The following is a 21788-nucleotide window of genomic DNA, read 5'->3' as shown; positions in this document are numbered from 1 at the left end:
TAGAAGGGCCTCCGCCGGAACAAGTCCTACAGTCTGGCCCGAGTCAGCCTGCTCGCTGTCGGCCGCTCGCTCGGCGCCCGACTTCCCCATCGCCAGCAATACGGGCTTATGCGGGGGTTGATCACCGAAGAGGTCGCCATGAACACACCGACAAAACTCAGCGCGGTAAGGGCGATACGATGCAAAGCCATTGCTGCTCACCTCTTTTCGTCCCTGTGCTCGCGACGCGATGAGGCGATGGCAAGGTGACGACGGATCGGTTCACTGGACATAGCCGATTCCAGCACGACAGTTTGTGGATCCTCGGCCTGGTCGATGTGGGCAAGGATCGCTTCCTGGGCAGTCGGCGGCAGGGTGTACATGATCTGGCGGACGCGCTCGCGACGACGGTGCACCGCGCCACGCACCGGCATGCCGGGGGTGGCCACCATCTGCGCGATGATGCCCTCGATCTCCTCGGCGCCACCGGCGTGGTGACCCGAGCCGAACATGGCCTGCTCACGGGCCATCTGGGCTTCGTCCTTCTCCTCCGACATACCGATCGGGCCCTGCATACGACCGTTGAGGAACTGCTTGACCACCGGCTCCTCCGAGGTCAGCAGCACCTCACGCGGACCGAACATGACCAGATTGCGGCGGAACAGCATGCCGATGTTGTCCGGCACCGTACGAGCCAGGTTGATGTTGTGCGTGACGATCAGGATCGTCGCGTCGATCTGCGCGTTGATATCGATCAACAACTGCGAAAGATACTTCGTGCGAACCGGATCCAGACCCGAGTCCGGCTCGTCGACGAGGATGATCTGCGGGTCCAGCACCAGCGCACGCGCCAGGCCGGCACGCTTGCGCATACCACCGGAGATCTCACCGGGCAGCTTGCCCTCCGCACCCAGCAGACCGGTCAGCTCGAGCTTCTCCATGACGATCTTCTTGATCTCGGATTCGCTCTTCTTGGTGTGCTCACGCAACGGGAAGGCCGTGTTGTCGAACAGATTCATCGACCCGAACAGCGCGCCATCCTGGAACAGGACACCGAACAGCTTGCGGATCTCGTAGAGCTCCTTGTTCGAGCAGGTCGTGATGTCGGTGCCGTCGATGTAGATCGAGCCCTTCTCCGGACGGAGCAGACCGATCAACGACTTCAGGAAGACCGACTTACCGGTACCCGACGGGCCGAGCAGAGCGCTGACTTCCCCCGACGGCAGCGTCAGCGAGACGTCCTGCCAAATACGCTGCGACCCAAATGATTTGCTCAGGTTCTCTACGGAGACTTCGATTCCCATTACCTTGATTGCCTTTCAGCGCCTCGGGTCAGACAGGGGTGATATCAGAAATCAGCCACTGCGCACCGCTCTGGGTCATAGTGATCCGGACACGGCTGCCGTCGAGCCGGGGTCCGGGCATCTTGGTACTGGTAGTGGTCTGATTGAGGAACATCAGCAGCGTGACACGTTCGGCGGTGGCCTCGACCACCGACGTTTCGACGACGTCGGCCTTGGTGACAATCGAATCCTGGTGCGCCGCAGGGATGATGATCGACGTGCCGAGGCGGGCGAAGTCGTCCTTGAACTTGCCGGTGAGATTGTCTGCGGCCTTGGGGAATTCGGTGTCTACGGTGTGATAGTCGTAGGACAGCACCGCGGGCAATTTTGCCTTCGCATCGGTTTCGGCGGCGGCTTCGGCTTGCCGGATCGCATCGTCGTGTCGGAGTTCGACCACGGCCACGGTCGTAGCGGTCGCGGCGCTGGCCGACGCGACGGCCAGCACGGCCGTTACCGCGACGAGCGGCACACGTCGCACCCGACCGACTGCCGTGAAGATTCGACGTGGGATAACCAGGATTCTCATGCTACGAACTCCACATTCGATACGAGCCACTTCGAATCAATCTTGTCGAGGCTCATTTTCATTCGGTAAACGCGCAATTGCCCGTCGGGGGCTTCGGTGTTCTTCACGGTGGACGTGACCGCCGCCAGCACTGTGGCGTGGTGGTCGTCGGCACTCGATATGCCCACTTCTTTGACCTCGCCGGTGGATTCGACCCGGCCTTGGCTCAGCACCGACGCGAACGTTCCCGAAACTTTGGAGAACTGGTCTCGAAAGGACCCGGTGGAATTCGCCGCGATGCTGTCCAGGTCACGTTGGGCAGAGTTGTGGTCGAGTGTGACGAGCTCGGCGGCGACCCTTCGCCCGGTATCGAGGACGGCGTGATCTCGCTCGGTGGCCGCCCTGTTCTCGTGAACGTCCAGGTTGAAGTGAGTCGCGCTGATCGCGACACCGATCAGTAGTGCGCTCAGGATCAGGACCGCCGCCGCGAGTTTGGGATGGGTGGTTCGCTCCGGCACAGGGGTCGATGGTTCGGCCGAGGTGGATTCCTCGGATTCCTCGCCATCGATGCCACGATCAGCGTCGGCGACTTCTGTTACTTGATCAGTAGTGATTGCCATCCCTTGATTTCCTTTCCGGTGATGGTGGATGCGGGTCCGAGCAGATAGGTGAAGCCATCGGGACCTCGGAAGGTGCCGCTGGATTCGGCGTAGGGCACAGCGTCGGTGCTCGGTGTGGGCAAGGCGGGAACCGTTGTGGCGGAAGGAGTGGGAGGCGGAAGCGGGAAGGGATCCACCGCAAGCTCGGACGCGCCCGGTCGGGCCAGCATCTCGGGCCAGGTCGAGGGCAGCCCGCGCGGGCAGTGGGCGATGTCAGCGGTCCGTACGGCCGGGTCGGTGGCACAAGGAAGGTTGCGTGCTCCACGGACGACCTTCGGGTTGTCGGAGCGAACGTCGCAGTGCTGTCCAGGCACCGCCGGAACGCGTCCGGTGTCGGACGGATCGCGTCGCTCGGTGCCCTGATAGCCCTCGGTGCATGGCGGCGGGTTCAGCGTGTCGCCGAGTTTGATATCGAGCGGCAAGGGCAGTTGGGGGTCGGAAGTGTCCTGGTAGCCCACGGCACTGTTGTTGACGACGGCGCTCAAGGCCGGGTAAACGACCAGGATCTGCCGGAGCTGCGGGACATTGACGCGCAGGACCTGTCCGACGGTTTGCAGATTAGCCAGTAGCAGCGGCAGCGTCGGGGTGAGCTCGGTGAAAGTGCCGGCCACTGTGTCGGCGGCGCTGGGTCCTTGGACGAGCAGGTTCCGTATCTGCGCATCGCTGAGGACCAGTTGGTGGGTGAACGAAGCCAGATCGCGCGAGAACGAACGGATGTCGGATGCCGCGGCATTACCGGTGGTGAGCAGTGGTTCAGCGTCGTCGATCAGGGTTATGGTCGGTCCGAGATCGGCCTGGGCCAGATGGATCAGGGCCGTGGACGACTCGATCAGACCCGACAAGGCCGGCCCGGTGCCGTCGAGTGCAGCGGCGGCTTCGTCGATCGCCTTGTTCAGACTGTCCGTGTGAATGTTCGTCAGCAGGGTTTGCAGGTTGTCGAGGACTTTGCCGGTCGGCGCGGGCACCGAGGTCTTGGCCAACGGTATTCGGGAACCGTTCTGCAAATAGGGCCCATTGTTGTTGTCCGGTATCAGATCGACGTACTGCTCGCCGATCGCTGACATGCTCTTGATCGCGGCGGCCGCGGTTGCGGGAATCCGGTGGCCGGACTTGATCTGAAGGTGCACCTCGGCCTGGTTGTCTCGCAAGTCGATACCCGCGACGCGACCGACGTCGGAGCCGCGGTAGGTGACCAGAGCGTTGGTGTACAGGCCGCTGGAATCAGCGAATTCGACTGTGACCGTGTAGGTTCCGAACCCGGTCAGACGCTGGATGTCGACGTATTGGACGAGGCCGTAGACAAGGCTCACGATTGCCAGCACAGAGAAGACGATCAGCTGGCCTTTGATCAGACGTGATTTCATCATCGGCCTCCGGTGGCAGGCTGGGTCGGGGCGGTCAGTGGATCGACCGCGCGATCGGGTCCCGCGGGCAGCAGGTCCGGGAAGGGGATGCTGCCGATGACCTTGTTCTGGATGGCCTCGGCGCTCAGATCCAATGTCAGAAACAAGTTGAGATAGTCGCCGCGAATGCCGTCGACGGCGGTGACGGGAAACGGCACGCTGAGCGCCACCAGCAGGGATTCGGGCAGATCCTTTCCCGAGGCGGCGAGCTGGTTGAGAACCGGTTGCAGACTGGCCAGGTCGGCGGTCAGATTCTCCTTGCTGCTGCGCAGGACCTGTGCGGCCTGGGTCCCGAAGCGGCCGACGCTGTCGAGCATGGTCGTCAACTGCCGGCGTTGCTCGTTGAGGATATAAATCGCGGGCTGGATCTGTTCGATGCCTTTGCCGAGGGCGGTGTTCTGGTGGGCCAGCGCTTGGGCAAGTGCACCGAGGCTGTCGATGGCGCGAACAATGTCGGCACGTTGTTTGTCCAGGCCGCCGACGAACGTTTGAATACGGCCGATTGCGCTGTTGACGACGTCTTCGCGGCCGCCGACGGCCTGATTGAGCTCGCTCATGATGGTGCGCACCTGCTGCAGGCCGCTGCCGTTGAGCAGCAGCGAGAGCGCGGCGAGCACCTCCTCGGTCGCCGGATATTCCGAGCTCGCCGATAACGCGATGGTGTCCCCGCCGCGCAGTCGGTCGCTCACCGGTGCGTTCGGCGGAGTCGTCAGCTCCAGATACTGCGCCCCGAGCACACTGGTCTGAGCGAGCTGGGCGGTCGTGTTTTTCGGCAGTGACACGGCATTGTCGATTTCCACTGTCGCGACGGCGACGTAGTTGTGGATCTCGATCCGACGCAGGACGCCGACCGTGACGTTGTCGGCCTTGACGATCGAGTTGCCGACGAGATTCTGTGCGTCCCTCAGCTCGACGTGCAGGGTATAGCTGCCGTGATGAATTGCGTTGTCCGGCAACGGGATGGAGTTGGGACCGTCCATCCGGCACCCGGCCGCCAAGGTACAGGTGAACAGCACGGTGGCGAGTGCGGTCGCGCGGCGCGCACGGTTCACCGGCCTACCCCCAATCCGGGAATGAGCAGCTGTGGCAGCGCCAGCGGTGGTGGACTCGACGGTTTGGGTTGGGCGGCACGCAGTGCGGAGGCGAACAGGTCGCCGAAGTTCCCACTGGCCCGCGAGCATTCCTCCTGCGGTGCGTTGACGGTGGTCAACAGTCCGCAGATCAACGACATCGGATCCGGGAAGTCGGCGACGCTGACCGCGGCGGTCAGGGTGCGCGACCGTGGGTCATAGATGTTGTACAGATCGCCCAATGCGGTCGGGGCGACATGCAGGATTTGCGCGAGGTCATCCTGGCGGTCGACCAGTAGGCGGGCGATTCGAGTCAACGCGTCCACGTCGCGGCCCAGTGCGGCGTGGTTGTCGTTCACGAAGGTGCGGATCTCGGGCAGCATCGCCTGTAGAGCCTGGACGGCTGCATCGAGTTGAGTGCGGTTGTTGTCGAGCAACCGTGACAGGCCCGCCAGTTGGCTGGTGAACTGCGTAATCTGCTGATCACCGGCGGCCAGGGCCGATACCAGCGTTTGCAGGTTGCGAACCGTGCTGAACAGATCCGGTCCGCCCTGCGCGAGAGTCTGCACGGCGGCCGACAGGTTGGTCAGCGTTTGATTCAAGGTGGCGCCGTTCCCGGACAGTGTGGCGGAGGTGGCATTGGCCAGTCGGCTCAATGACCCGTCCCGGCCTTGCTGAGGTCCGATCTCGGTGGCGAGTTCATCGAGTTGCTTTTTGACCTGGTCGTATTCGACCGGTACCGCGGTTCTTTCGAGGGGGATTTCGCCGCCCTCGGCGAGCGCGCGCTGATCGCCGGAATCCGTCGTCAGCTGTACGTACCGTCCCGAAACGAGGGTCGGGGAGACGATCACGGCACGGGTGTCGGCGGGCACGAAGGTGTCGGCGTCGTAGGACAGCCGGACCCGGACCCGGTCTCCGACCGGCTCGATGCCATCGACTGTGCCGATCTGCACCCCTCTGACCGTCACCGGGTCGCCGGTGTAGAGACCGGTGCTGTTGGTGAAATACGCGGTGACGTGATGGGTGTTGCCGCGCCCGATGGTCGCGACAGCGACGGTGACCACGGTGGCCGCGACGACGCCGACGGCCAGGACGCGCCCCGGCAAAGGAATTCGCCGGAACGTGGCCGAAATGGATGTGCGCATCTACTTTCCACCTCCGAGACTGCCCGGTCCCTGTCCGCGCAAGTTGGCCGGTGTGATGTTCTGCAGCAGGACGTTGAAGAACGGTCCGCTGCCGACCACCTCTCCCAACTGCGTGACGAACGGCTGCAGGCCGGTGATCGCGTCGTTGATATTGGCGTAGTTCTGGTTCAACACCGCCAGGGTCTTGTCCAGCTCGGCGAGCATCGGCGGCGCGCCGGCGGTGTTCTCGGTTGCCAAGGCGCGCAACTGGTTACTGACATCGCGGACGTCGACCGCCAATGCACGGATGGTGTTCGCCCGGTCGTTGAGCGCGGCGAACAACGTTCGGCCGTCGCTGATGAGTGCTGTGATCTTCTGGTCGCGCTCGGCGAGCAGACCCGACACCGCGCCGGTATTACCGAGCAATTCCTGCACCGCCTGGTCGCGAGATCCGACGGTGGCCGACGCCCGGGAAATTCCTTCCAGCGAGGACTTCAGATTCGGCGGGAGCGCTTCCATGACCGAGGAGAGACTGTCGAGCGCGTCGGACAGTTTCTTCTTGTTGGTGCCCGCGACCTTGTCGGTGAGTTGGGACAGTGATTCGGAAATGTCGTATCCCGAAGTGGTCCGGGACACCGGGATGGTCTTGCCGAGGCTGCCCCCGCCGTCGGGATGCAATTCGACGTAGCGGCGTCCGAGCACGGTCTCGACCTTGATCGCGGCGCTGCTGCGGTCACCGAGACGGCGTCCATGGGTGTCGACCTTCAACGCGACATCGACGTGGTCACCGGCCAGGCGGATGGAATCGACCTTGCCCACGGTGATGCCGCTGATCTGTACGGTATCTCCCGGCCGCAGTCCGCTGGAATCGGTGAATTGCGCCGTATAGGTTGCCATTCCGGGCCAGCCCGGAATCTTGTCGTAGTTGAACACCAGCACGAGCAGCACCGCGATGATCGCCGTACCGATCCAGCCCATACGGACCGGGTTCCGATCGAAGAAGGACTTCACTGTCACTTGCACCTTTCGGCCGGCAACGTGAACATCGGCGTGGTCGCGTATCCGCCGCCGATCGACGGGTATCGAATCGCCAATCCGCACAAGAAGAAGTTCACGAAGCTGCCGTAACCACTGGCCCGGGTGCCGCGACGGTAGACCTCTGGCAGCTGCGCCAGCACGAGTTGGAGGGTGTCGGTGCTGGCATTGAGGTTCGCCGCGGTGCGTTGCAGCCCGTCGATGTCGGCGGCAATGGCGGGACGGTTGTCGCTCAATATCGCCGCGGTCTGCGACGAGACGTCGTCTATGTGCTGCAGCGCATCGGTCAGGGTGCCTCGATCGTTGTTCAGCCCGGTGACCAATCCCTGCAAGCCGTCGACCAGTCCGCCGAATTGCTTGTCGCGGCTGTTGATCGTCTTCAGCACGAGGTTGAGGTTGTCGATCAGCCGGCCGATGACCTCGTCCCGGTCGGCGACCGAATTACCGAGCGCGCCAAGCTGTTCGACGATGGACGCGACGCTCTGCTCGCGCCCGTTCAACACCTCCACCAGCGAGCCCGCGAGCTTGTTGGTCTCGTCGGGATCGAGTCCCTGCAGCAGCGGACGAAAACCGTTGACGAGCGCGTCGAGGTCCAGTGCGGGGTGGGTCCGGGTCTGCGGAATCGTGGTGCCGGCAGGCAGGATTCCGGACGAGTCGGGTTGCACTGTGAGCTCGAGATACCGGTCGCCAATGAGGTTCTTGTATTTGATCGCCGCCGTTGCCGAGCACAGGATGTCAACAGTGTCTTCGACCGTGAAACCGACGTTGGTTAGTCCATCGGCCGCGAAGTCCACACTGTCGACCTTGCCGACGACAACGCCCGCCACCTTGACCTCTTCGCCCGGCTTGATTCCGGACGCATTGGTGAACAAGGCGTGGTAATCGCGCCGGCTGCCGAATCGCAGATCACCGACGACGACGAACAGCGCCGCGGTGATGAGCGAGGTGGCGATCAGGAACGCCAGCAATTTCAGACCGTCCCGGCGCGCGCTCATCGGGTAAGTCCGTAGATCAGCGCGGCGAACGGATTGCCGAGCACGTCGAGCGGCTCACGGACCGGACGATAAGCATGCGAGCCATCGTCGAAGTTGATATGCCCCGGGGCGGGCCCGCCGGTGCCATTCGCGTAGGAGTAGCAGGCCGGTGCGCCGTCAGCGCCGTTGACCGGAACATCGTTGGGATAGGCATACGGCGGATTGCCGAGCAAAAGGGTTCCGACGATGTTGAGGCCCGGTCGGCCACCCAGCGCCCGCTCCAGTACCTGGCGGGACTTGTTCAGACTGGCGAAGAAGCACGGAAAGCTGGGGGCCCTGTCGGCCAGCAGCCGCGTCGTCGGTTCCAGAGCGTCGAGAGCGCTGATCAAAGGGGTACCTGCCTTGTCCACAAGGGCGGAACCGGCGTTTCCGAAGCCGGTGAAGCTGAGCAGAAAGGCGCTCAGATTCGTCTGCTCGTCCACGACTGTCCGGCTGGTCGTAGACAGGTTCGCCAACGTCGTCATCAAGTCCGGAGTCGCGGCGGCCAGAGTATCGAGGTTGTCGGCCAGCAGCGGGATATCGCGTTGCAAGGCCGGGATGGCGTTGTTGAACTGGCCCAGATATCGATCCAGATCCGCCAGCAGGTCACCGGCTCGTTTGCCGCGGCCGTCCAGTGCGGTGGCGGCGGCGGTCAAGGTGGAGTTGACCTTATGCGGATTCACAACCTTCAAGATCGCGAGCAGCGTGTTGACGGTGTCGTTGATCTCGACCGTGACGGTGGCCGAATCGATCACCGTTCCCTCGCTCAGTCGCGTCGATGCGGGCTGTTGTGGCCAGATCAGCGACACGAACTTGCGTCCGAACAGGGTTGTCGGTTCGAGGTGGGCGCCGACATTGCTGGGGATCTTGCGTGCCTGTTCGGGGGCCAAATCCAGCGTCAACACCGCATGATCGGCGTCCAACTGCACCGTTTCGACTCGCCCGACGACGACGCCGTCGACCTTGACATCGGATCCCTCGGCCATCAGCAGCCCGGCGCGATCGGCGTGCACGTAGACGTGGACCGAACGAGTGAAACTCCCGTTGTAGGAGGCGAGGGCTCCCATGATGGCGAGGATGACCAGAGCTATGGCGGCGACGCCGAAAACGAGCGCTGTGCGGCGGCTGGTCGTAGTGATCATCCCGACACCCGCACAGTCGAGTGAACCCCGCCGTAGATCGTGATGCCGACGAGCAGGTCGATCATCATGATCGCGATCAACGAGGTGCGCACGGCACGGCCGACGGCGGTGCCCACTCCGGCCGGCCCCCCAGTGGCGTTGTATCCGTGGTAGCAATGCACGCACATCACGATCACGGCCATAACCGCGACCTTCAGCAGCGACCACAGCACGTCACCTGGAACCAGGAACAGGTTGAAGTAGTGGTGGTATGTGCCCGAAGACTGGTTCGACAGGAAGACGCTGACGAACTCGGTGGATGCGTACCCCATGAACAGCGCGATCGCGTACAACGGGCCCACCGCAATGACCCCGGCCAGAATCCTGGTGGTGACCAGGTAAGGAAGCGCGGGAACCGACATCACTTCCAGCGCGTCGATCTCCTCGCTGACCCGCATCGCGCCGAGCTGAGCGGTGAATCCCGCACCTACCGTGGCGGTCAGCGCGACGCCCGCGATGACGGGTATTGCCTCCCGGGTGTTGAAGAACGCCGAGATGAACCCGGCCATTGCCTCGACTCCCACCCTGCCCAGCGAGCTGGCGCCCTGCTGGCCCACTTCGTAACCCGCTGCGGCAGTGAGGAATCCGACGATGACGACAGTTCCGCCGATCACCGCCAGCGCGCCTGTCCCGAGGCTGACCTCGGCGATCAACCGCAACACTTCGGATCGATACCGTCTGAGCACCCGCGGGGCCGCGGCCACGCTGGTGAGGTGAAACGCGATTTGGCTTCCGACATCGGCAATACGGTCAGCGGGCGCGGCGGCAGTCTTCGCCGCGGCGCGCGCCCAGGACTTGCGACGCATGGAATCAGCGATTCCGTAGGTCGTCGAGGGATTCATTGAACGCTCCGGTCAGTGCAGCGAAAGGGTCGTGATGATGGCATTGGCGAAGAAGAGCAGGACGAAGCTGAAGACGACGGTCTGATTGACCGCGTCGCCAACACCTTTCGGCCCGCCCTTGACGTTCAGACCGAGATGGCAGGCAACCAGTCCGGCGAGCAGTCCGAATACGGTGGCTTTGAGCTCGCTGACCAATAGGTCGGGGATTCCGGTGAGGATCGGGATCGCCGTGATGAACTGCCCCGGTGTCGCGCCCTGCAGATACACGCCGTACAGATAGCCGCCGGTCAAACCCACGGCGGTGACCAGACCGTTGAGAAACAGGGCGACCACGGTTGAGGCTAGGACGCGGGGGACGACCAATCGCTGAATGGGATTGATGCCGAGCACCCGCATCGCGTCGATCTCCTCGCGGATGGTCCGCGACCCCAGGTCGGCACAGATCGCGGTGGCTCCGGTTCCAGCGACGGCGAGAACAGTCACGATCGGGCCGATCTCGCGGACCACCGCGACTCCTGCGCCCGCGCCGGACAGGTCGATGGCGCCGATCTCGTTGAGCAGGACGTTGATCTGGAACACCACCATGACGCAGAACGGAATAGCCATCAGCAGCGTGGGCACGATCGAGACGCTCGCGATGAACCAAGCCTGAGAGACGAATTCCCGGAGCTGGAACGGCCGGCGGGGCACGTAGCGGAATGTCTCGAGCGCCGTCGCATAGAACTCCCCCAGCACGCGTGGTGCTCCACGGGTACCCGCGGCGGCAGCTGCCGCCAGCTTGGACAGCTGAACTTCCGTTGCTGACATCGCACTCCATTCCTGACCTTGGGCTCTCGAGCGCGATCGGACACAACGCACACAGGTGTCCAGCAATGTCACGCGAGGGAAATGAACCCGGCATCGCCGTGTGCCGCCTCGGCGGACAAAGGTCCCGCGGTATCGCGGAGACATGCTGCCGAAAACGCCACTGTTCTGGTGATCTGCACCACTTTGATCAGTAGGTGTGATCCAGATCGTATCGAACGATAGCGACGAATATGGCAAATCGCAATACAGGTGAAGGAGAACTGTAAATAGAAATTGCAATTGTTCAGATTCTGTATCCAGAGGGCGGTACCAGAGCCGACGAACAACCTTCGCCGGCCCGCGACCAGCGAGAAAGGCGTCGTGGCGTGCGCGCACATCCCCTGATGTCACACAAAGACCCGCCGATAAGAGGACTATGCAGGAGGTCGCGGGGTCCAGGGCGCCAGTGTCGGGTAAGCGCTCGAGGTGTACTAGACCGCGATGATGGGCGCCAACGTCCGCCCGAAGATTCCGGCGATCACCGCGGCTATCTGTTCAACTGCGTGCTCTACCGTACCGAGCGGCTGAAACATATGACTGAGGGTCATGCGAACGACGATTTCGACCATCGACCTCAGGTTCGCGTCGTTCATTGCCGGCAGCCCGTACTGCCTGCGAACTGCATCGGTGAGCGCATCGAGCGCCCTGATGAGCACCGGTCCGGGCTCGGTCACCAGCACCGGCAGCAGTACCGTGTCACTGGCTTGACGTCCGGACAGAACGGCCTTGATCAGGATGTTCTCGGCGGCATTACGCAGCGCGTATGCGCTGGCCGCAGTCAGACCCGTGACCGGGTCGGCGGGGTACGCAGTCAGGGTGTCCGCAATGCCGGCCATGAAGATGTCGACCTCACGCTCGATGATGGCCTGGGCCAGGGAATCCTTGGAGCCGAGCTCCTTGTAGAGGACGGGCCGACTGATGCCGACCTCCCTGGCCACGCGGGACATGCTCACCGCACCCCAGCCTTCGGTGCAAACGAGCTGCCGAGCCGTCTCCAGTGCGCGTTCACGCAGAACCTGACGCACCTCGGAGCGAAACTTCGACGCGTCATTCACGCCGGCATCGTATCGCAGCCGACGCCTGGTCGTTCGCAATGTTGGCAGTCGACCTCATACTGTATTCAATGTTTTCAACTTCTCATACTCTGTAACCGCTCCATGAGCGGCGTGACACACCGCTTCGATCGAGCCCCGCCACACGGACGTCACTCTCGCGGCTGAGGGCAGCCCAGCGACCCGCCGCTCCTGCACCACCACGGGACGCCGGGGCATCCGGAAATTTCCACGAGCGGGGGCCGCGTGAGGGAGGTTGCCTCTGACGCGGCCGGAATCGCGGGGCCCCGGGGCCAAGCCGGCGACTCCGGCCAGGCGGTCGGGGCGGCCGAACACGGTCAGGTCGCTGCCGGTGGCGGCGAGGAATTCCGCGCCGGAGCAGTGGCCCGAAGCCGGGCATGCTCAGGATGAGCTCGGCGTGGCGATGGCCGCGAAACGGCCGGGTTGGTTACTGGTTCCCCTCGTAGGTGTAGAAGCCCGCGCCGGTCGCGACACCGAGCTTGCCGCGGTCGATGTATTCCTCCTTCATCCAGGCGGCAATCTGCTGCATGGCCTCGTCCCCGTTGGCGAAGATGTTGTACGGCGTGACGAGGCCGATGATGTCGAGGAGTTGGAAGGGGCCCAAGGCTGCTCCGGTGCCGATTGTCCACACCTTGTCGACATCGGCCGGGATGGCATAACCTTCGGCCGCCAGTTGGGCGGCGGAGGCCAGGAACGGCACGAGCATCGAGTTGAGCACGTAGCCCGCCTTCTCCTTGCGGATCGGGATCGAGACCATGCCGATCTCCTCCGCGAAGGCCACGACACGGTCGAACACGGCGCGGTCGGTCAGGTCGGTGCCCATCACCTCGGCGGTGTTCAACTGCCAGATCCGATTGGCGAAGTGCAGCGCGAGGAACCTATCCGGACGGTCGGTCGAGCCGACCAGGTCGCTCGGCAGCAAGGTAGAGGAGTTGGTTGCCAGGATCGTCTTCTCCTGCAGCACCTTCGACAGCGATCGGTAGAGGGCCTGCTTGACCTCCGGGAGCTCTGGCGCCGCCTCGATGACTAGGTCGGCGTCGTGCACGGCATCGGCCAGGTCGGAGGTGACCTTCAGTCCCGCGAGCACCTCCTGCGTGCGGCCCTTGGCAGCCGGGACCTCGACCTCGTAGGTGGCTGCGAGGTCGGAGAAACGCTGTCGCGCGGCTGCCACGGCGGCGTCGTCGACGTCGTAGGCGGTGACGGCGAAGCCGTGCAACGCCGCCTGGAAGGCGATCTGATGCCCGAGGACCCCGGCGCCGAGGACGGTGATGTTGGTCAAATTGCTGCTCATGATGCATTCCTTTGCGTCTGGTCGGAAGTGCCGAGTCGGCGGGACAGGAACTCGATCTGGTCGTGCAGGACGGTCGACAGCCAGGGATCGCCGTACACGTCGAAGTGGTCCACGGGGTAGTTCCGCAACTCACTGAACGCGGTGGCTTTGCGGGCGGCGCGCACGGCAGCAGGTGTGGAGACGACGGTGTCGTTGTCGCCCACCTGGATCAGCAGTGGCGCTGTGATCTTGCGGATGCCCAGGACCGGTCGGTTGAGTGCGACGTCGAGGGTGCAGCGGGCGCGCACCTCATTGCGCCACGACGGACCCGCCACCGCGAGGAAGTTCTCCAGGGCACCGTCCTTGGCAATCACGGCCGACGAGCCGGCCGGTCCCACCGCTGGAAGCATCTGCGGGCGACCGAAGCGGTCACGCAGGCCCGCCCCGGACAAGGCGAGGACCTTTCCGATCCCCCCGGATTTGATGATCATGCCGAGCACCGGGACTCCGTCGACAGCGGGCGTGAGCGAGAGGACCGCGGCGATCCGCTGGTCATGGGCCGCGACGTTCAGCACGTGCCCGCCGGAGTACGACGTACCCCACAGGACGATTTTGTCGGGGTCGACCCCGGCCAGTCCCCGGGAGGCCGCAGCCGCAGCATGGTAGTCGGCCCGCTGGCCGCGGTAGTCGATGTGCTGCCGCATCGCGCCCTGGGATCCGCCGAACCCGCGATAGTCGAAGAGCAGTACGTCGAACCCCGCTGCGGCGAACCCCTCGGCGTAGCCCTCCAGCCCCGCATCCCGTGTGCCGCTGAAGCCATGTGCCATCACGACGCACGGGCGCCCGGCCTCGGTCTCGAACGCCGAGGTCGGCCCGGTGTAGTGCCACGCAGCACATGTGGTGCCCGCGCTGAGGAAGGTCACATCGACCCGGCTCATGCGACTCCCCCGGCCACCGTCAGCAGCGCCCGGTCGGCGCTGCGCCCGAATTCCAAGGTGCCGTCGTCGATCGGACCCGCGAGGCGTTCGAGGTCGAAGCGGTAGTGAATCCGGAAGCTCAAAGGCCCGTCCTTGACCTGGTGGCGAAACCGAGTCCTGTGAGACCAGCGCCGATGATGAGCAGTTCCACCTCGGATAAGTCCGGGGTTTGTGTGCTCTCTCTCCGATTTCGGGCGGGGATAGTGCGTGATGTCTTCTCCACGACAGCTCCTTCAGTGGGGGCGATGCGCCCATCATCACGTGACCCCGACCACAATGACAGGGGCGATTTGCACTGAATTTCCTATTCTGATGTGCAAATGCCCATATTGGGCCCAGAATTCAGGCGTGACGACGAGCGACGGGTCGAACCCCGCGACAGTGCCGCAAGCAGGGCGCGGCGGCGTCGAAGACGTTCTGCGCGCAGTGGTGGCCTGGTTCGTCGACCCGGAGAGCGGAGCCTTGCCACGTGTTGAGGAGGCAGCGCTCGCCGGCATCGGGGATCCGTTCAACACCGATCCGGTGATGGCGCAGGAAGTGCGCGAGTCGACCCGCCTCAACGTCCGGCACTGGGCGACGACGATGGCGACCGCTCCACAAGATCCGGTGATGCCGACGCTCGCAGGGCCCGTCGTCGGCATCGCCCGCGAGGTGATCCGGCGCGGAGCCGACCGCGCCGTGTGGACGGCGTACCACGTCGCGAAGGACGAGGCCTGGCGGCTGTGGATGCAGCGGACCTTCGAGCTGGAAGCGGATCCAGCGGTCCTGGCCGCGTCACTGGATCTGGCCTCCAGGTCGATGGGCTCGTGGATCGAAGCCACCCTCGACGAACTGACCGCGCTCGTCCAACGTGAGCGCGACGACTACCTGTGGCAGACACACACCCAGCGACTCGCAACCGTCACCCAGCTCCTGGACGAGAACCCGGCGGACATCGACCTCGCCGAACACCGCTTGGGATACCGCCTCCGCGGCGCCCACCTCGCGGCCGTGCTGTGGACCGTCGCCACTATGCCCGACCAGGCCGCCTTGATGCGAACGGCGTCCGAGTTGCGACGTCGCGCCGGAGCGCCACAGATGTTGGCCGTGCCGGCCAGTTCCTCCTCGCTGTGGCTCTGGCTGGGGTCCCACGAACCACTGGATCCGCGCATCCTCACCGACGCCCTGGGGGCAGACACGGCTGTCCTCGCAGAGGGCGGGGTGCGTCTGGCAGTGGGCGGCACCGGCGTCGACGTCGACGGCTTCCGGCGCAGCCATTTCGAGGCGGTGAGCGCCCAACTACTCCTGCTCCGCGCACACCAGGTGCGTGCGGCGGCCTTCGATGACATCGCCCTGGTCCACCTCGCGACGCAGAACGAACAGGCTGCCCGCGCCTACGTCTCCCGGGTCCTGGGTCGGCTGTCCACTGCAGACCCGGACCTGCGCACAACCGTGCGTATCTATGTCCGCGAGGGCCACAGCGCCGCTCGTGCCGCCAGTGCCCTGTTCACCCACCGGAACACGGTGCTCAAACGCCTGCAACGCGCAGATCAGCTGCTTCCCCAGCGCTGGACCACGCGCTCGCTGGAGGTCGGCGTGGCCCTCGAGATCGATCACTGGCTCCGACCACGAGGCTGATTCGTCCGGCTCGCAGGACTAGGCCAGGAACTCCGCCTCGCGGTGCATGACGGTGTCGGGGTGTAATTCAGTCGCGGTCCCCACGAACGTTCCGGCGATATCCATCTGCCCGGCGCGGCCAAGGCCCTTGGCCGTGCCCTTGCCCGACGCGGCTACGACATCGCGCTCCTGCAACGCTGCTATCGCACCCTGCAACGCATCAGCTGAGCCGAGATCATGACCTCGGCCTGCCGGGAGATCACCGATCCAGAATTGTTGCCGTTGTCCTTGACCAGCAGTGGGATCACCTCAGCCGCACCATCTCCGCCGCCACTGAGCGTGCCGAACTGGCCTTCCTCGACGAGACCCGCAAACAGGCAAGCACCGCGCTGACCCGCAGGCGCGAGCTCATCGAGTCCATCCTGCGCGAGAACAGGATCGACCTCGACCATGGGATCCGCCAGCTCGGGCACAACCTCCGCCTACACCGCCTGATCCCGTGGACCGTCGACCGCGCCACCGACGACGCGAGCGCCACGCTGGAGAACACCGCCATCGCGGTCGCGACCGCTCTCGGCGCACCCCGCGCGCTTGTCCTGCCCGCCGGCGGCCGAATGGTGTGGGCCTGGCTCGCCACCCCGGACGCACCAGACCTACGGAAAATCGCCAGCCTCAAGGCTTTCCAGCAGCGCGGCCCAATGGTCCAGTTGGCCGCCGGGGTCCCCGCGACCGGTATCGATGGGTTCCGCGTCAGCATCACGAGGCCCAACGGGCCTACCGGATCGCCCCGGAAGCCGCACCGATCACCCTCTACCGAGACGTCGAACTCGTCAGTTGCCTCACCGCCGACCTCGCCGCGGCATCCCGCATGGTCAAGCGCGAACTCGGCGGTCTCGCCGAGCGCGGCCCCGCTGCCGCCCGCCTGCGCGACACCGCCCTTGTCTATCTCCAACAGGGCAGCATGACCAAGGCCACCGAGGCGCTCACCGTCCACAAGAACACCGTCCTCTACCGCATGCAGCAGGTCGATGAACTCCTGCCACGTCCGCTCGACGAACACCGGATGGCCCTTGAGGTGGCCCTGCGCGGCGTGGCCACCCTCGGCGAACGCGTACTCGCCGAGCCCGGCTAGCCCTCGTCGCCGACAGCGCGAACCCATCCCCTCGGTCAGCCAGGCAGATAGATCGTGCGCAACATCAGGGTGCGAGCCTGCGGCCAGCTGACCACACTCGCCGGCGCGAGCGTGAGCGCGCCCACGGCCACGAGTCCACGCATGGTGGCCACACAGCTGAGTACCCACTCAGGGAAATCCGGTCGAGCGGCAAGTTCAGGCAGAGCCTGTCCGACCGTGGCGATCGTCATCGCGTGCGCGGTGTCCACGCCAGTGCTCATGGTCTCGCGCAGGTCAGGGTCGGTGCGAGCGGCCAAGAACAGTTCGGCGATGACATGGGCAATGGGCGAGTTATGGATCTCCCACAGCGCGTCAAGCACTTCCTCAGCACGCTGCGGCTGACCCTCCGGCAGATCAACGAACCGATCCTGTGCCTGCTCAAGCAACCGCACCGCCAGTTGCCAGAGCGCGGCCTCAACCAACGCGGCCTTGGTGGGAAAGTGATACTGCAGCGCGCCCTGGCTCACCTCGGCCTTGCGCGCGATCTGCCGCACGGAAATGCCCGCGTACCCATCGCGTTGTAGCGCGTCCACCGTCGCATCGAGGATCACCATCCGTGCTTGGGCTTGCTTGTCCTGCGTCGCTCGGCTCACTAGTAACCCCCAGGGTCCGCTGCCTCCACTGTCCTGAGCAGCGTACCCATTTCAAGTCAACGACTTGACCGACATCGCCACCCTCCCTACATTTCAAGTCAGCGACTTGCCAACGAGGGTGGTCGTTTGCGACGAAAGGAAATCGACATGGCTGATCCGCTCTCGGGCGCGGTCGTCTTAATCACCGGCGCCGGTCAAGGAATCGGCGCCGATGTCGCCCGCAAGCTCGTCGCGCGCGGCGCCAAGGTCGCCCTAGTCGATCAGACTCCGGCAACCGTCACTGCGCTGGCCACCGAATTGGGTATAGCCGCAGCGAGTTTCATCGCCGATGTGACCGACGACGCCGCGATCGCCGCCGCCGTCGATGCCGCGGCCGCACATTTCGGGCGCTTGGACGCGGTGGTCGCCAATGCCGGGGTCATGGACCCGGCCATGAGCGTCGCGCAGACGACCTCGCGCCAGTTCGCCCGCCTGATCTCGGTCAACGTGCTCGGCGTGTTCAACACCGTGCACGCCGCGCTCCCCTACCTCACCGAGTCGCGCGGCTACATCCTGTGCGTGTCGTCGATCGCCGGACTCATCCCCGTTCCAAGCATCGCCTCGTACGTGGCGAGCAAGCACGCCGTCGACGGATTCGCCCGCAGCCTGCGCATCGAGCTCGCCCCGAGCGGGGTCGGCGTCGGCGTCGCCTATTTCGGCGTCATCGATACCCCGATGGCCAGCACCGCGATCGCCCACGTCGCCGATATCTGGTCACAGATGCCAGGCCCGCTCGGCAAGCCGGCACCGGTCGACAAAGCGGGCAAGGCCATCGTCGACGGGATCGCCCGTCGATCGGCTTCGGTGTACGCGCCGAGCTGGCTGGCTGGCGCGCTGGCGAGCACCCGAGGCGGGGCCGGGATCTACGAGCGAGTCGTCAGGCTGCATCCCACGGTACGCGCGTTGACCGGCGGACAGGGCAATTGATGTCGGCGACCACCATCCCCGCACTGACCGACACTGTGACGTTGCCGTGCGGGGCCATCCTACCCAACCGCGTGATGAAGTCGGCGTTGAGCGAAGCGCTCGCCGGCGCCGACAACGCACCGAATCACGCCCTTGAACAGCTCTATCGCCGCTGGGCGCACGGTGGTTTCGGTCTGGTCGTGACCGGCAATGTGATGGTCGACCGATGCCACCTCGGCGAACCAGGCAACGTCGTCATAGAAGACGATCGCCATCTCGACGCGCTGCGTCGCGTCGCCGCCCAGTTCAATGAGGTCGACACAGTCTGCCTGGTGCAGCTCAATCATCCTGGGCGCCAATCGAATCCACTCGCGGATATCAAAACGGTCGCGCCGAGCGCGGTCGCACTCGACATCCCGGGCGCACCAACACCGCGCGCGCTGACCGGATCCGAGATCTCCGACATCATCGACCGCTTCGCCACCGCCGCCGCTGTCTGCGAGTCCGCCGGGTTCGCTGGCGTGCAAGTCCACGCCGTCCACGGCTACCTCGTCACCCAATTCCTCTCGCCGTTGACCAACAAACGCGACGACGAATGGGGCGGCGATCCGATCCGTCGCCGCCGCTTCCTGCTTGAGATCGTCGCGGCGATCCGTGCCAGGGTGAGTCCTGGCTTCGCCGTCGGTGTAAAACTGAACTCCGCCGATTTCCAGCGCGGCGGTTTCACCGAGGAGGAATCCCGCGAGGTGGTTGCTGCGCTGGTCGCCGAGGGGATCGATCTGCTTGAGATCAGCGGCGGCTCGTATGAGAGCCCGGCGATGATGGGCGCGGCAAAAGCGTCGACGGCGGCACGCGAGGCGTACTTCCTCGACTACGCGCGTACCGTCATCGAATTGGCCGGCGCGGTGCCAGTCGCGGTCACCGGCGGATTCCGCACGGCGACCGCGATGAGCGAGGCGGTCGCGGCAGGTGATTGCGCCATCATCGGCCTGGGCCGACCCACGTGCCTTGATCCCCAAGCCGCGACCAACGTCCTCGCCTCGCCCGGAGCACGTCTCACCGCCGGGCAGGTCCAGTTGCCGTTTGCCCGTGCGGCGCTAGTGCGGCCATTGCAGAGCATGCTCGACCTGCAATGGCACACCGATCAACTCCATCGTCTTGGCAAGGGCAAGAACCCCGACCCCAAGCGCGCGTGGTGGCGGACCGCGATGAGCGCGACGTGGCGCAACGGCGCCGACACCCTGCGCCCCAAACGCGGTGGCGGCCGCTAGCGGTGCTGCTTCACTCGACAGTCGTCAAATCGGTTCTCCCACGCTACGACGCCTGGTACCGGCACATCACCCTCACCCTGCTCGCCCACACCTACCTCGCGGTGACTGTCGCTGTCTCACCAAAAGCGTTGGCAGCGGCCTCATTCCACTCACGATCGGTGAAGTCAAGCATCTCCTGGCACACCTGATCACCCGATCCCGGGCCCCACCCGACTGCTCCGCTGGTCGACCTGGCGACGAAGACATCAACACCACGCAAAACAAGCCCACTACCAGCGAAGACAGGGATTACATCACGAAGTGATGTTGGAGTACTAGCACGACAGTTGTATTTTGTTGCGCTGTAATCGTTTTCGCTGGTAGCGAAGACATTCTGGCATAGGTTTGGTGTTGTCGTCGCCATCGACAAGCGGCCAGGGCGTGGGTGAGGGTGCGGGCGGGGCGCAGGACTATCGCCAGGAGACGGCGGACGTCGGCGACTGTGATGTTTCCCAGCTCGCGTGGGCTTTTGGGTCGGTGGCGGCGGTGACTGCGAGAAAGGCGTGGGCCAGCATTGCGAGGGTGATGTGCCGATACCAGGGTGTCCATTTGCGGGTCTGGTAGTGGTCGAGGCCGCATTGGTCCTTGGCGGCCTGGAAGCATTCCTCAACCGCCCACCTCGCGCCGGCGACGGTCACGACCTGTTCGCGGGCGACGGTGTCGGGGTGAAAGCACAGGTAGTAGGCGATATCAGCAGGTTCATCGAGGGATCGCCGGGCCAGCAGCGTGCGCGTGAACCCGATCGGCAGGTCACCGAAGTTGGGGAGGGTGGCCCACGCCCAGTCGTATTCGCGTTCGCCACGCACTCCGGGCCCGGCCGATACGCGGTGCCAGGCTTCGGCGGGTGCGCGGCCTACCAAGGTGTCGACGCGGCGGCGGCCGTCGAGATCAGCGACGGTCTGGCGGACCGGGACCTCGAGCACGTAGAGGACAGGCGCCGACTCTCGCAGAACGCCCGGAACTGCCCGTCACGGCCGTAAGCGGCGTCAGCGGCCACCCATCCGGCCATCACACCGGCGTCCAGGGTCCGGGCGATCATCGCCTCTGCCAGCCTCGGCTTCGTTAAAACGCCTTGGCTGCAACGAGGCTCCGGTATCCCGGCTTCGATGCAGCGGTTTCGGTCGTCGATCCAGGACTCGGGCAGATAGAGCTCTCGGTCGACCAGCGCGCGACCCGGCCGACCGGCATAGGCCAGGAACACACCCAGCTGGCAATTCTCCACCCGTCCGGCGGTACCGGAGTATTGCCGTTGCACCCCAGCGGATTTCACACCCTTCTTGAGGAATCCGGTCTCGTCGACCACCAGCACGCCATCCGGGCCCGCCAGCGCCTCGGCCACATACGCACGCACACAATCACGCAGCTGATCGGCATCCCAGCGGGACCGGTTGAGGAAATGCTGCAATCCGCCCGGCTTCACCACCCCGGCCGCCTCCGCCAGCTGCCACGAATTCTTCCGCTCCACCGGCGCCAGCAACCCGGTCAGATATGCCCGCGCCCACCGCCGCGGTTCCGCGCGATAGAACACCCCAGCCACCCGGGCGAACGCCGCATCGAAACCCGATCTCCAGGCCGAAACATCCTCGGCCCCAACATCATCCAGCACCTACGAAAACCTACCGCAGAAGCAACTCTGCTGCATAACAACGAAATACAACTGTCGTGCTAGTGTGTCGCGCCTGAAATCCGTTGAAGATATTTAGCGAGTGATTCGAGGATCTCCTCCGCGGTCTTTCGCCAGACGAATGGTTTCGGGTTGGAGTTCCAATGCTCGATCCAGGTCGTGATGTCTTTGTCCAGTGCCGCAACGCTTTTGTGGACTCCGCGGCGCAGGAGTTGGTCGGTGAGGAACC

22 protein-coding genes and 3 pseudogenes are annotated in these 21788 nt (G+C 64.6%); 4 read left to right on the top strand and 21 right to left on the bottom strand.

What is annotated here, in order from left to right; translation table 11 throughout:
* Positions 1–197: 197 nt before the first annotated feature.
* The 16 genes and pseudogenes from ACFXKA_RS36940 to ACFXKA_RS36865 form a co-directional block, all read right to left on the bottom strand.
* Entirely contained in the window at positions 198–1283 is a 1086-nt protein-coding gene (locus ACFXKA_RS36940; RefSeq protein ID WP_379430914.1) for an ABC transporter ATP-binding protein, read from the bottom strand.
* A 28-nt stretch (positions 1284–1311) separates the two neighbouring features.
* The gene (locus ACFXKA_RS36935; RefSeq protein ID WP_379430913.1) at positions 1312–1791 is read right to left on the bottom strand and encodes a hypothetical protein; all 480 of its coding nucleotides are present in this window, start codon (positions 1789–1791) and stop codon (positions 1312–1314) included.
* Between the two features lie 53 nt (positions 1792–1844).
* Positions 1845–2447, bottom strand: a complete 603-nt coding sequence (locus ACFXKA_RS36930) for a hypothetical protein (RefSeq protein ID WP_379430912.1) — start codon at positions 2445–2447, stop codon at positions 1845–1847.
* Positions 2423–3853, bottom strand: coding sequence for an MCE family protein (locus ACFXKA_RS36925; protein ID WP_379430911.1), 1431 nt, complete (start codon positions 3851–3853; stop codon positions 2423–2425). Before ACFXKA_RS36925 ends, ACFXKA_RS36930 begins: the two co-directional genes overlap by 25 nt.
* Positions 3850–4905 (bottom strand): MCE family protein, encoded by a 1056-nt coding sequence (locus ACFXKA_RS36920; protein ID WP_379430938.1) that lies wholly within the window; start codon positions 4903–4905, stop codon positions 3850–3852. The genes ACFXKA_RS36925 and ACFXKA_RS36920 overlap by 4 nt, the downstream gene beginning before the upstream one ends.
* A 32-nt stretch (positions 4906–4937) precedes the next feature.
* Positions 4938–6104: an MCE family protein gene (locus ACFXKA_RS36915; protein WP_379430910.1), complete on the bottom strand. Its 1167-nt coding sequence runs from the start codon at positions 6102–6104 to the stop codon at positions 4938–4940.
* Positions 6105–7100, bottom strand: coding sequence for an MCE family protein (locus tag ACFXKA_RS36910; RefSeq protein WP_379430909.1), 996 nt, complete (start codon positions 7098–7100; stop codon positions 6105–6107).
* Complete coding sequence (locus ACFXKA_RS36905; RefSeq protein ID WP_379430908.1) at positions 7097–8113, bottom strand: MCE family protein; 1017 nt, start codon at positions 8111–8113, stop codon at positions 7097–7099. Before ACFXKA_RS36905 ends, ACFXKA_RS36910 begins: the two co-directional genes overlap by 4 nt.
* Entirely contained in the window at positions 8110–9273 is a 1164-nt protein-coding gene (locus tag ACFXKA_RS36900) for an MCE family protein (RefSeq protein WP_379430907.1), read from the bottom strand. The genes ACFXKA_RS36905 and ACFXKA_RS36900 overlap by 4 nt, the downstream gene beginning before the upstream one ends.
* On the bottom strand, positions 9270–10154 hold the full coding sequence (locus ACFXKA_RS36895; RefSeq protein ID WP_379430906.1) for an MlaE family ABC transporter permease: 885 nt from the start codon (positions 10152–10154) through the stop codon (positions 9270–9272). Before ACFXKA_RS36895 ends, ACFXKA_RS36900 begins: the two co-directional genes overlap by 4 nt.
* Before the next feature lie 12 nt (positions 10155–10166).
* Complete coding sequence (locus ACFXKA_RS36890) at positions 10167–10961, bottom strand: MlaE family ABC transporter permease (protein ID WP_379430937.1); 795 nt, start codon at positions 10959–10961, stop codon at positions 10167–10169.
* Positions 10962–11431: 470 nt separating this feature from the next.
* Positions 11432–12055, bottom strand: coding sequence for a TetR family transcriptional regulator (locus ACFXKA_RS36885; RefSeq protein WP_379430905.1), 624 nt, complete (start codon positions 12053–12055; stop codon positions 11432–11434).
* Between the two features lie 243 nt (positions 12056–12298).
* Positions 12299–12488 (bottom strand): annotated as a pseudogene (locus ACFXKA_RS36880) (transposase); the annotation flags it as partial.
* A gap of 12 nt (positions 12489–12500) precedes the next feature.
* On the bottom strand, positions 12501–13364 hold the full coding sequence (locus ACFXKA_RS36875; RefSeq protein ID WP_379430904.1) for a 3-hydroxyacyl-CoA dehydrogenase: 864 nt from the start codon (positions 13362–13364) through the stop codon (positions 12501–12503).
* Complete coding sequence (locus ACFXKA_RS36870) at positions 13361–14281, bottom strand: alpha/beta hydrolase (protein WP_379430903.1); 921 nt, start codon at positions 14279–14281, stop codon at positions 13361–13363. The genes ACFXKA_RS36875 and ACFXKA_RS36870 overlap by 4 nt, the downstream gene beginning before the upstream one ends.
* Positions 14278–14403, bottom strand: a complete 126-nt coding sequence (locus ACFXKA_RS36865; RefSeq protein ID WP_379430902.1) for a hypothetical protein — start codon at positions 14401–14403, stop codon at positions 14278–14280. Before ACFXKA_RS36865 ends, ACFXKA_RS36870 begins: the two co-directional genes overlap by 4 nt.
* 265 nt (positions 14404–14668) lie before the next feature.
* Between ACFXKA_RS36865 and ACFXKA_RS36860 the strand changes: the two genes are divergently transcribed.
* Positions 14669–15937 (top strand): PucR family transcriptional regulator, encoded by a 1269-nt coding sequence (locus ACFXKA_RS36860; RefSeq protein WP_379430901.1) that lies wholly within the window; start codon positions 14669–14671, stop codon positions 15935–15937.
* Positions 15938–15955: 18 nt separating this feature from the next.
* Here ACFXKA_RS36860 and ACFXKA_RS36855 read toward each other — a convergent pair whose 3' ends face one another.
* The gene (locus tag ACFXKA_RS36855) at positions 15956–16132 is read right to left on the bottom strand and encodes a hypothetical protein (RefSeq protein WP_379430900.1); all 177 of its coding nucleotides are present in this window, start codon (positions 16130–16132) and stop codon (positions 15956–15958) included.
* Positions 16117–16389, bottom strand: a complete 273-nt coding sequence (locus ACFXKA_RS36850; protein WP_379430899.1) for a hypothetical protein — start codon at positions 16387–16389, stop codon at positions 16117–16119. Before ACFXKA_RS36850 ends, ACFXKA_RS36855 begins: the two co-directional genes overlap by 16 nt.
* 395 nt (positions 16390–16784) lie before the next feature.
* Between ACFXKA_RS36850 and ACFXKA_RS36845 the strand changes: the two genes are divergently transcribed.
* Positions 16785–17048 carry a helix-turn-helix domain-containing protein gene (locus tag ACFXKA_RS36845; protein ID WP_379430898.1) on the top strand — a complete coding sequence of 88 codons (264 nt, stop codon included), beginning with the start codon at positions 16785–16787 and terminating at the stop codon, positions 17046–17048.
* A 35-nt stretch (positions 17049–17083) separates the two neighbouring features.
* Here ACFXKA_RS36845 and ACFXKA_RS36840 read toward each other — a convergent pair whose 3' ends face one another.
* Entirely contained in the window at positions 17084–17641 is a 558-nt protein-coding gene (locus ACFXKA_RS36840) for a TetR/AcrR family transcriptional regulator (RefSeq protein ID WP_379430897.1), read from the bottom strand.
* 186 nt (positions 17642–17827) lie between these two features.
* Here ACFXKA_RS36840 and ACFXKA_RS36835 point away from each other — a divergent pair, with 186 nt between their 5' ends.
* Positions 17828–18646 (top strand): short-chain dehydrogenase/reductase, encoded by an 819-nt coding sequence (locus ACFXKA_RS36835; RefSeq protein WP_379430896.1) that lies wholly within the window; start codon positions 17828–17830, stop codon positions 18644–18646.
* Positions 18646–19896 carry an NADH:flavin oxidoreductase/NADH oxidase family protein gene (locus ACFXKA_RS36830; RefSeq protein ID WP_379430895.1) on the top strand — a complete coding sequence of 417 codons (1251 nt, stop codon included), beginning with the start codon at positions 18646–18648 and terminating at the stop codon, positions 19894–19896. The genes ACFXKA_RS36835 and ACFXKA_RS36830 overlap by 1 nt, the downstream gene beginning before the upstream one ends.
* A 524-nt stretch (positions 19897–20420) precedes the next feature.
* Here the strand turns inward: ACFXKA_RS36830 and ACFXKA_RS36825 are convergent.
* Positions 20421–21541 (bottom strand): annotated as a pseudogene (locus ACFXKA_RS36825) (IS701 family transposase); the annotation flags it as partial.
* Positions 21542–21600: 59 nt separating this feature from the next.
* Positions 21601–21788: pseudogene (locus ACFXKA_RS36820) on the bottom strand (IS630 family transposase); the annotation flags it as partial.

The organism is Nocardia sp. NPDC059228, from assembly GCF_042754245.1.
Classification (GTDB): Bacteria; Actinomycetota; Actinomycetes; order Mycobacteriales; family Mycobacteriaceae; genus Nocardia.
Note: the sequence above shows the minus strand (reverse complement) of the source record. Positions and strands in the feature narration are given on the sequence as shown.

What these genes read in the sequence shown, in the direction of transcription:
- ACFXKA_RS36940 (WP_379430914.1), bottom strand. Translation starts at nt 1,283, where the DNA reads ATGGGAATCGAAGTCTCCGTAGAGAACCTGAGCAAATCATTTGGGTCG.
- ACFXKA_RS36930 (WP_379430912.1), bottom strand. Translation starts at nt 2,447, where the DNA reads ATGGCAATCACTACTGATCAAGTAACAGAAGTCGCCGACGCTGATCGT.
- ACFXKA_RS36925 (WP_379430911.1), bottom strand. Translation starts at nt 3,853, where the DNA reads ATGATGAAATCACGTCTGATCAAAGGCCAGCTGATCGTCTTCTCTGTG.
- ACFXKA_RS36915 (WP_379430910.1), bottom strand. Translation starts at nt 6,104, where the DNA reads ATGCGCACATCCATTTCGGCCACGTTCCGGCGAATTCCTTTGCCGGGG.
- ACFXKA_RS36905 (WP_379430908.1), bottom strand. Translation starts at nt 8,113, where the DNA reads ATGAGCGCGCGCCGGGACGGTCTGAAATTGCTGGCGTTCCTGATCGCC.
- ACFXKA_RS36900 (WP_379430907.1), bottom strand. Translation starts at nt 9,273, where the DNA reads ATGATCACTACGACCAGCCGCCGCACAGCGCTCGTTTTCGGCGTCGCC.
- ACFXKA_RS36895 (WP_379430906.1), bottom strand. Translation starts at nt 10,154, where the DNA reads ATGAATCCCTCGACGACCTACGGAATCGCTGATTCCATGCGTCGCAAG.
- ACFXKA_RS36890 (WP_379430937.1), bottom strand. Translation starts at nt 10,961, where the DNA reads ATGTCAGCAACGGAAGTTCAGCTGTCCAAGCTGGCGGCAGCTGCCGCC.
- ACFXKA_RS36875 (WP_379430904.1), bottom strand. Translation starts at nt 13,364, where the DNA reads ATGAGCAGCAATTTGACCAACATCACCGTCCTCGGCGCCGGGGTCCTC.
- ACFXKA_RS36870 (WP_379430903.1), bottom strand. Translation starts at nt 14,281, where the DNA reads ATGAGCCGGGTCGATGTGACCTTCCTCAGCGCGGGCACCACATGTGCT.
- ACFXKA_RS36845 (WP_379430898.1), top strand. Translation starts at nt 16,785, where the DNA reads ATGGTCAAGCGCGAACTCGGCGGTCTCGCCGAGCGCGGCCCCGCTGCC.
- ACFXKA_RS36840 (WP_379430897.1), bottom strand. Translation starts at nt 17,641, where the DNA reads ATGGTGATCCTCGATGCGACGGTGGACGCGCTACAACGCGATGGGTAC.
- ACFXKA_RS36835 (WP_379430896.1), top strand. Translation starts at nt 17,828, where the DNA reads ATGGCTGATCCGCTCTCGGGCGCGGTCGTCTTAATCACCGGCGCCGGT.
- ACFXKA_RS36830 (WP_379430895.1), top strand. Translation starts at nt 18,646, where the DNA reads ATGTCGGCGACCACCATCCCCGCACTGACCGACACTGTGACGTTGCCG.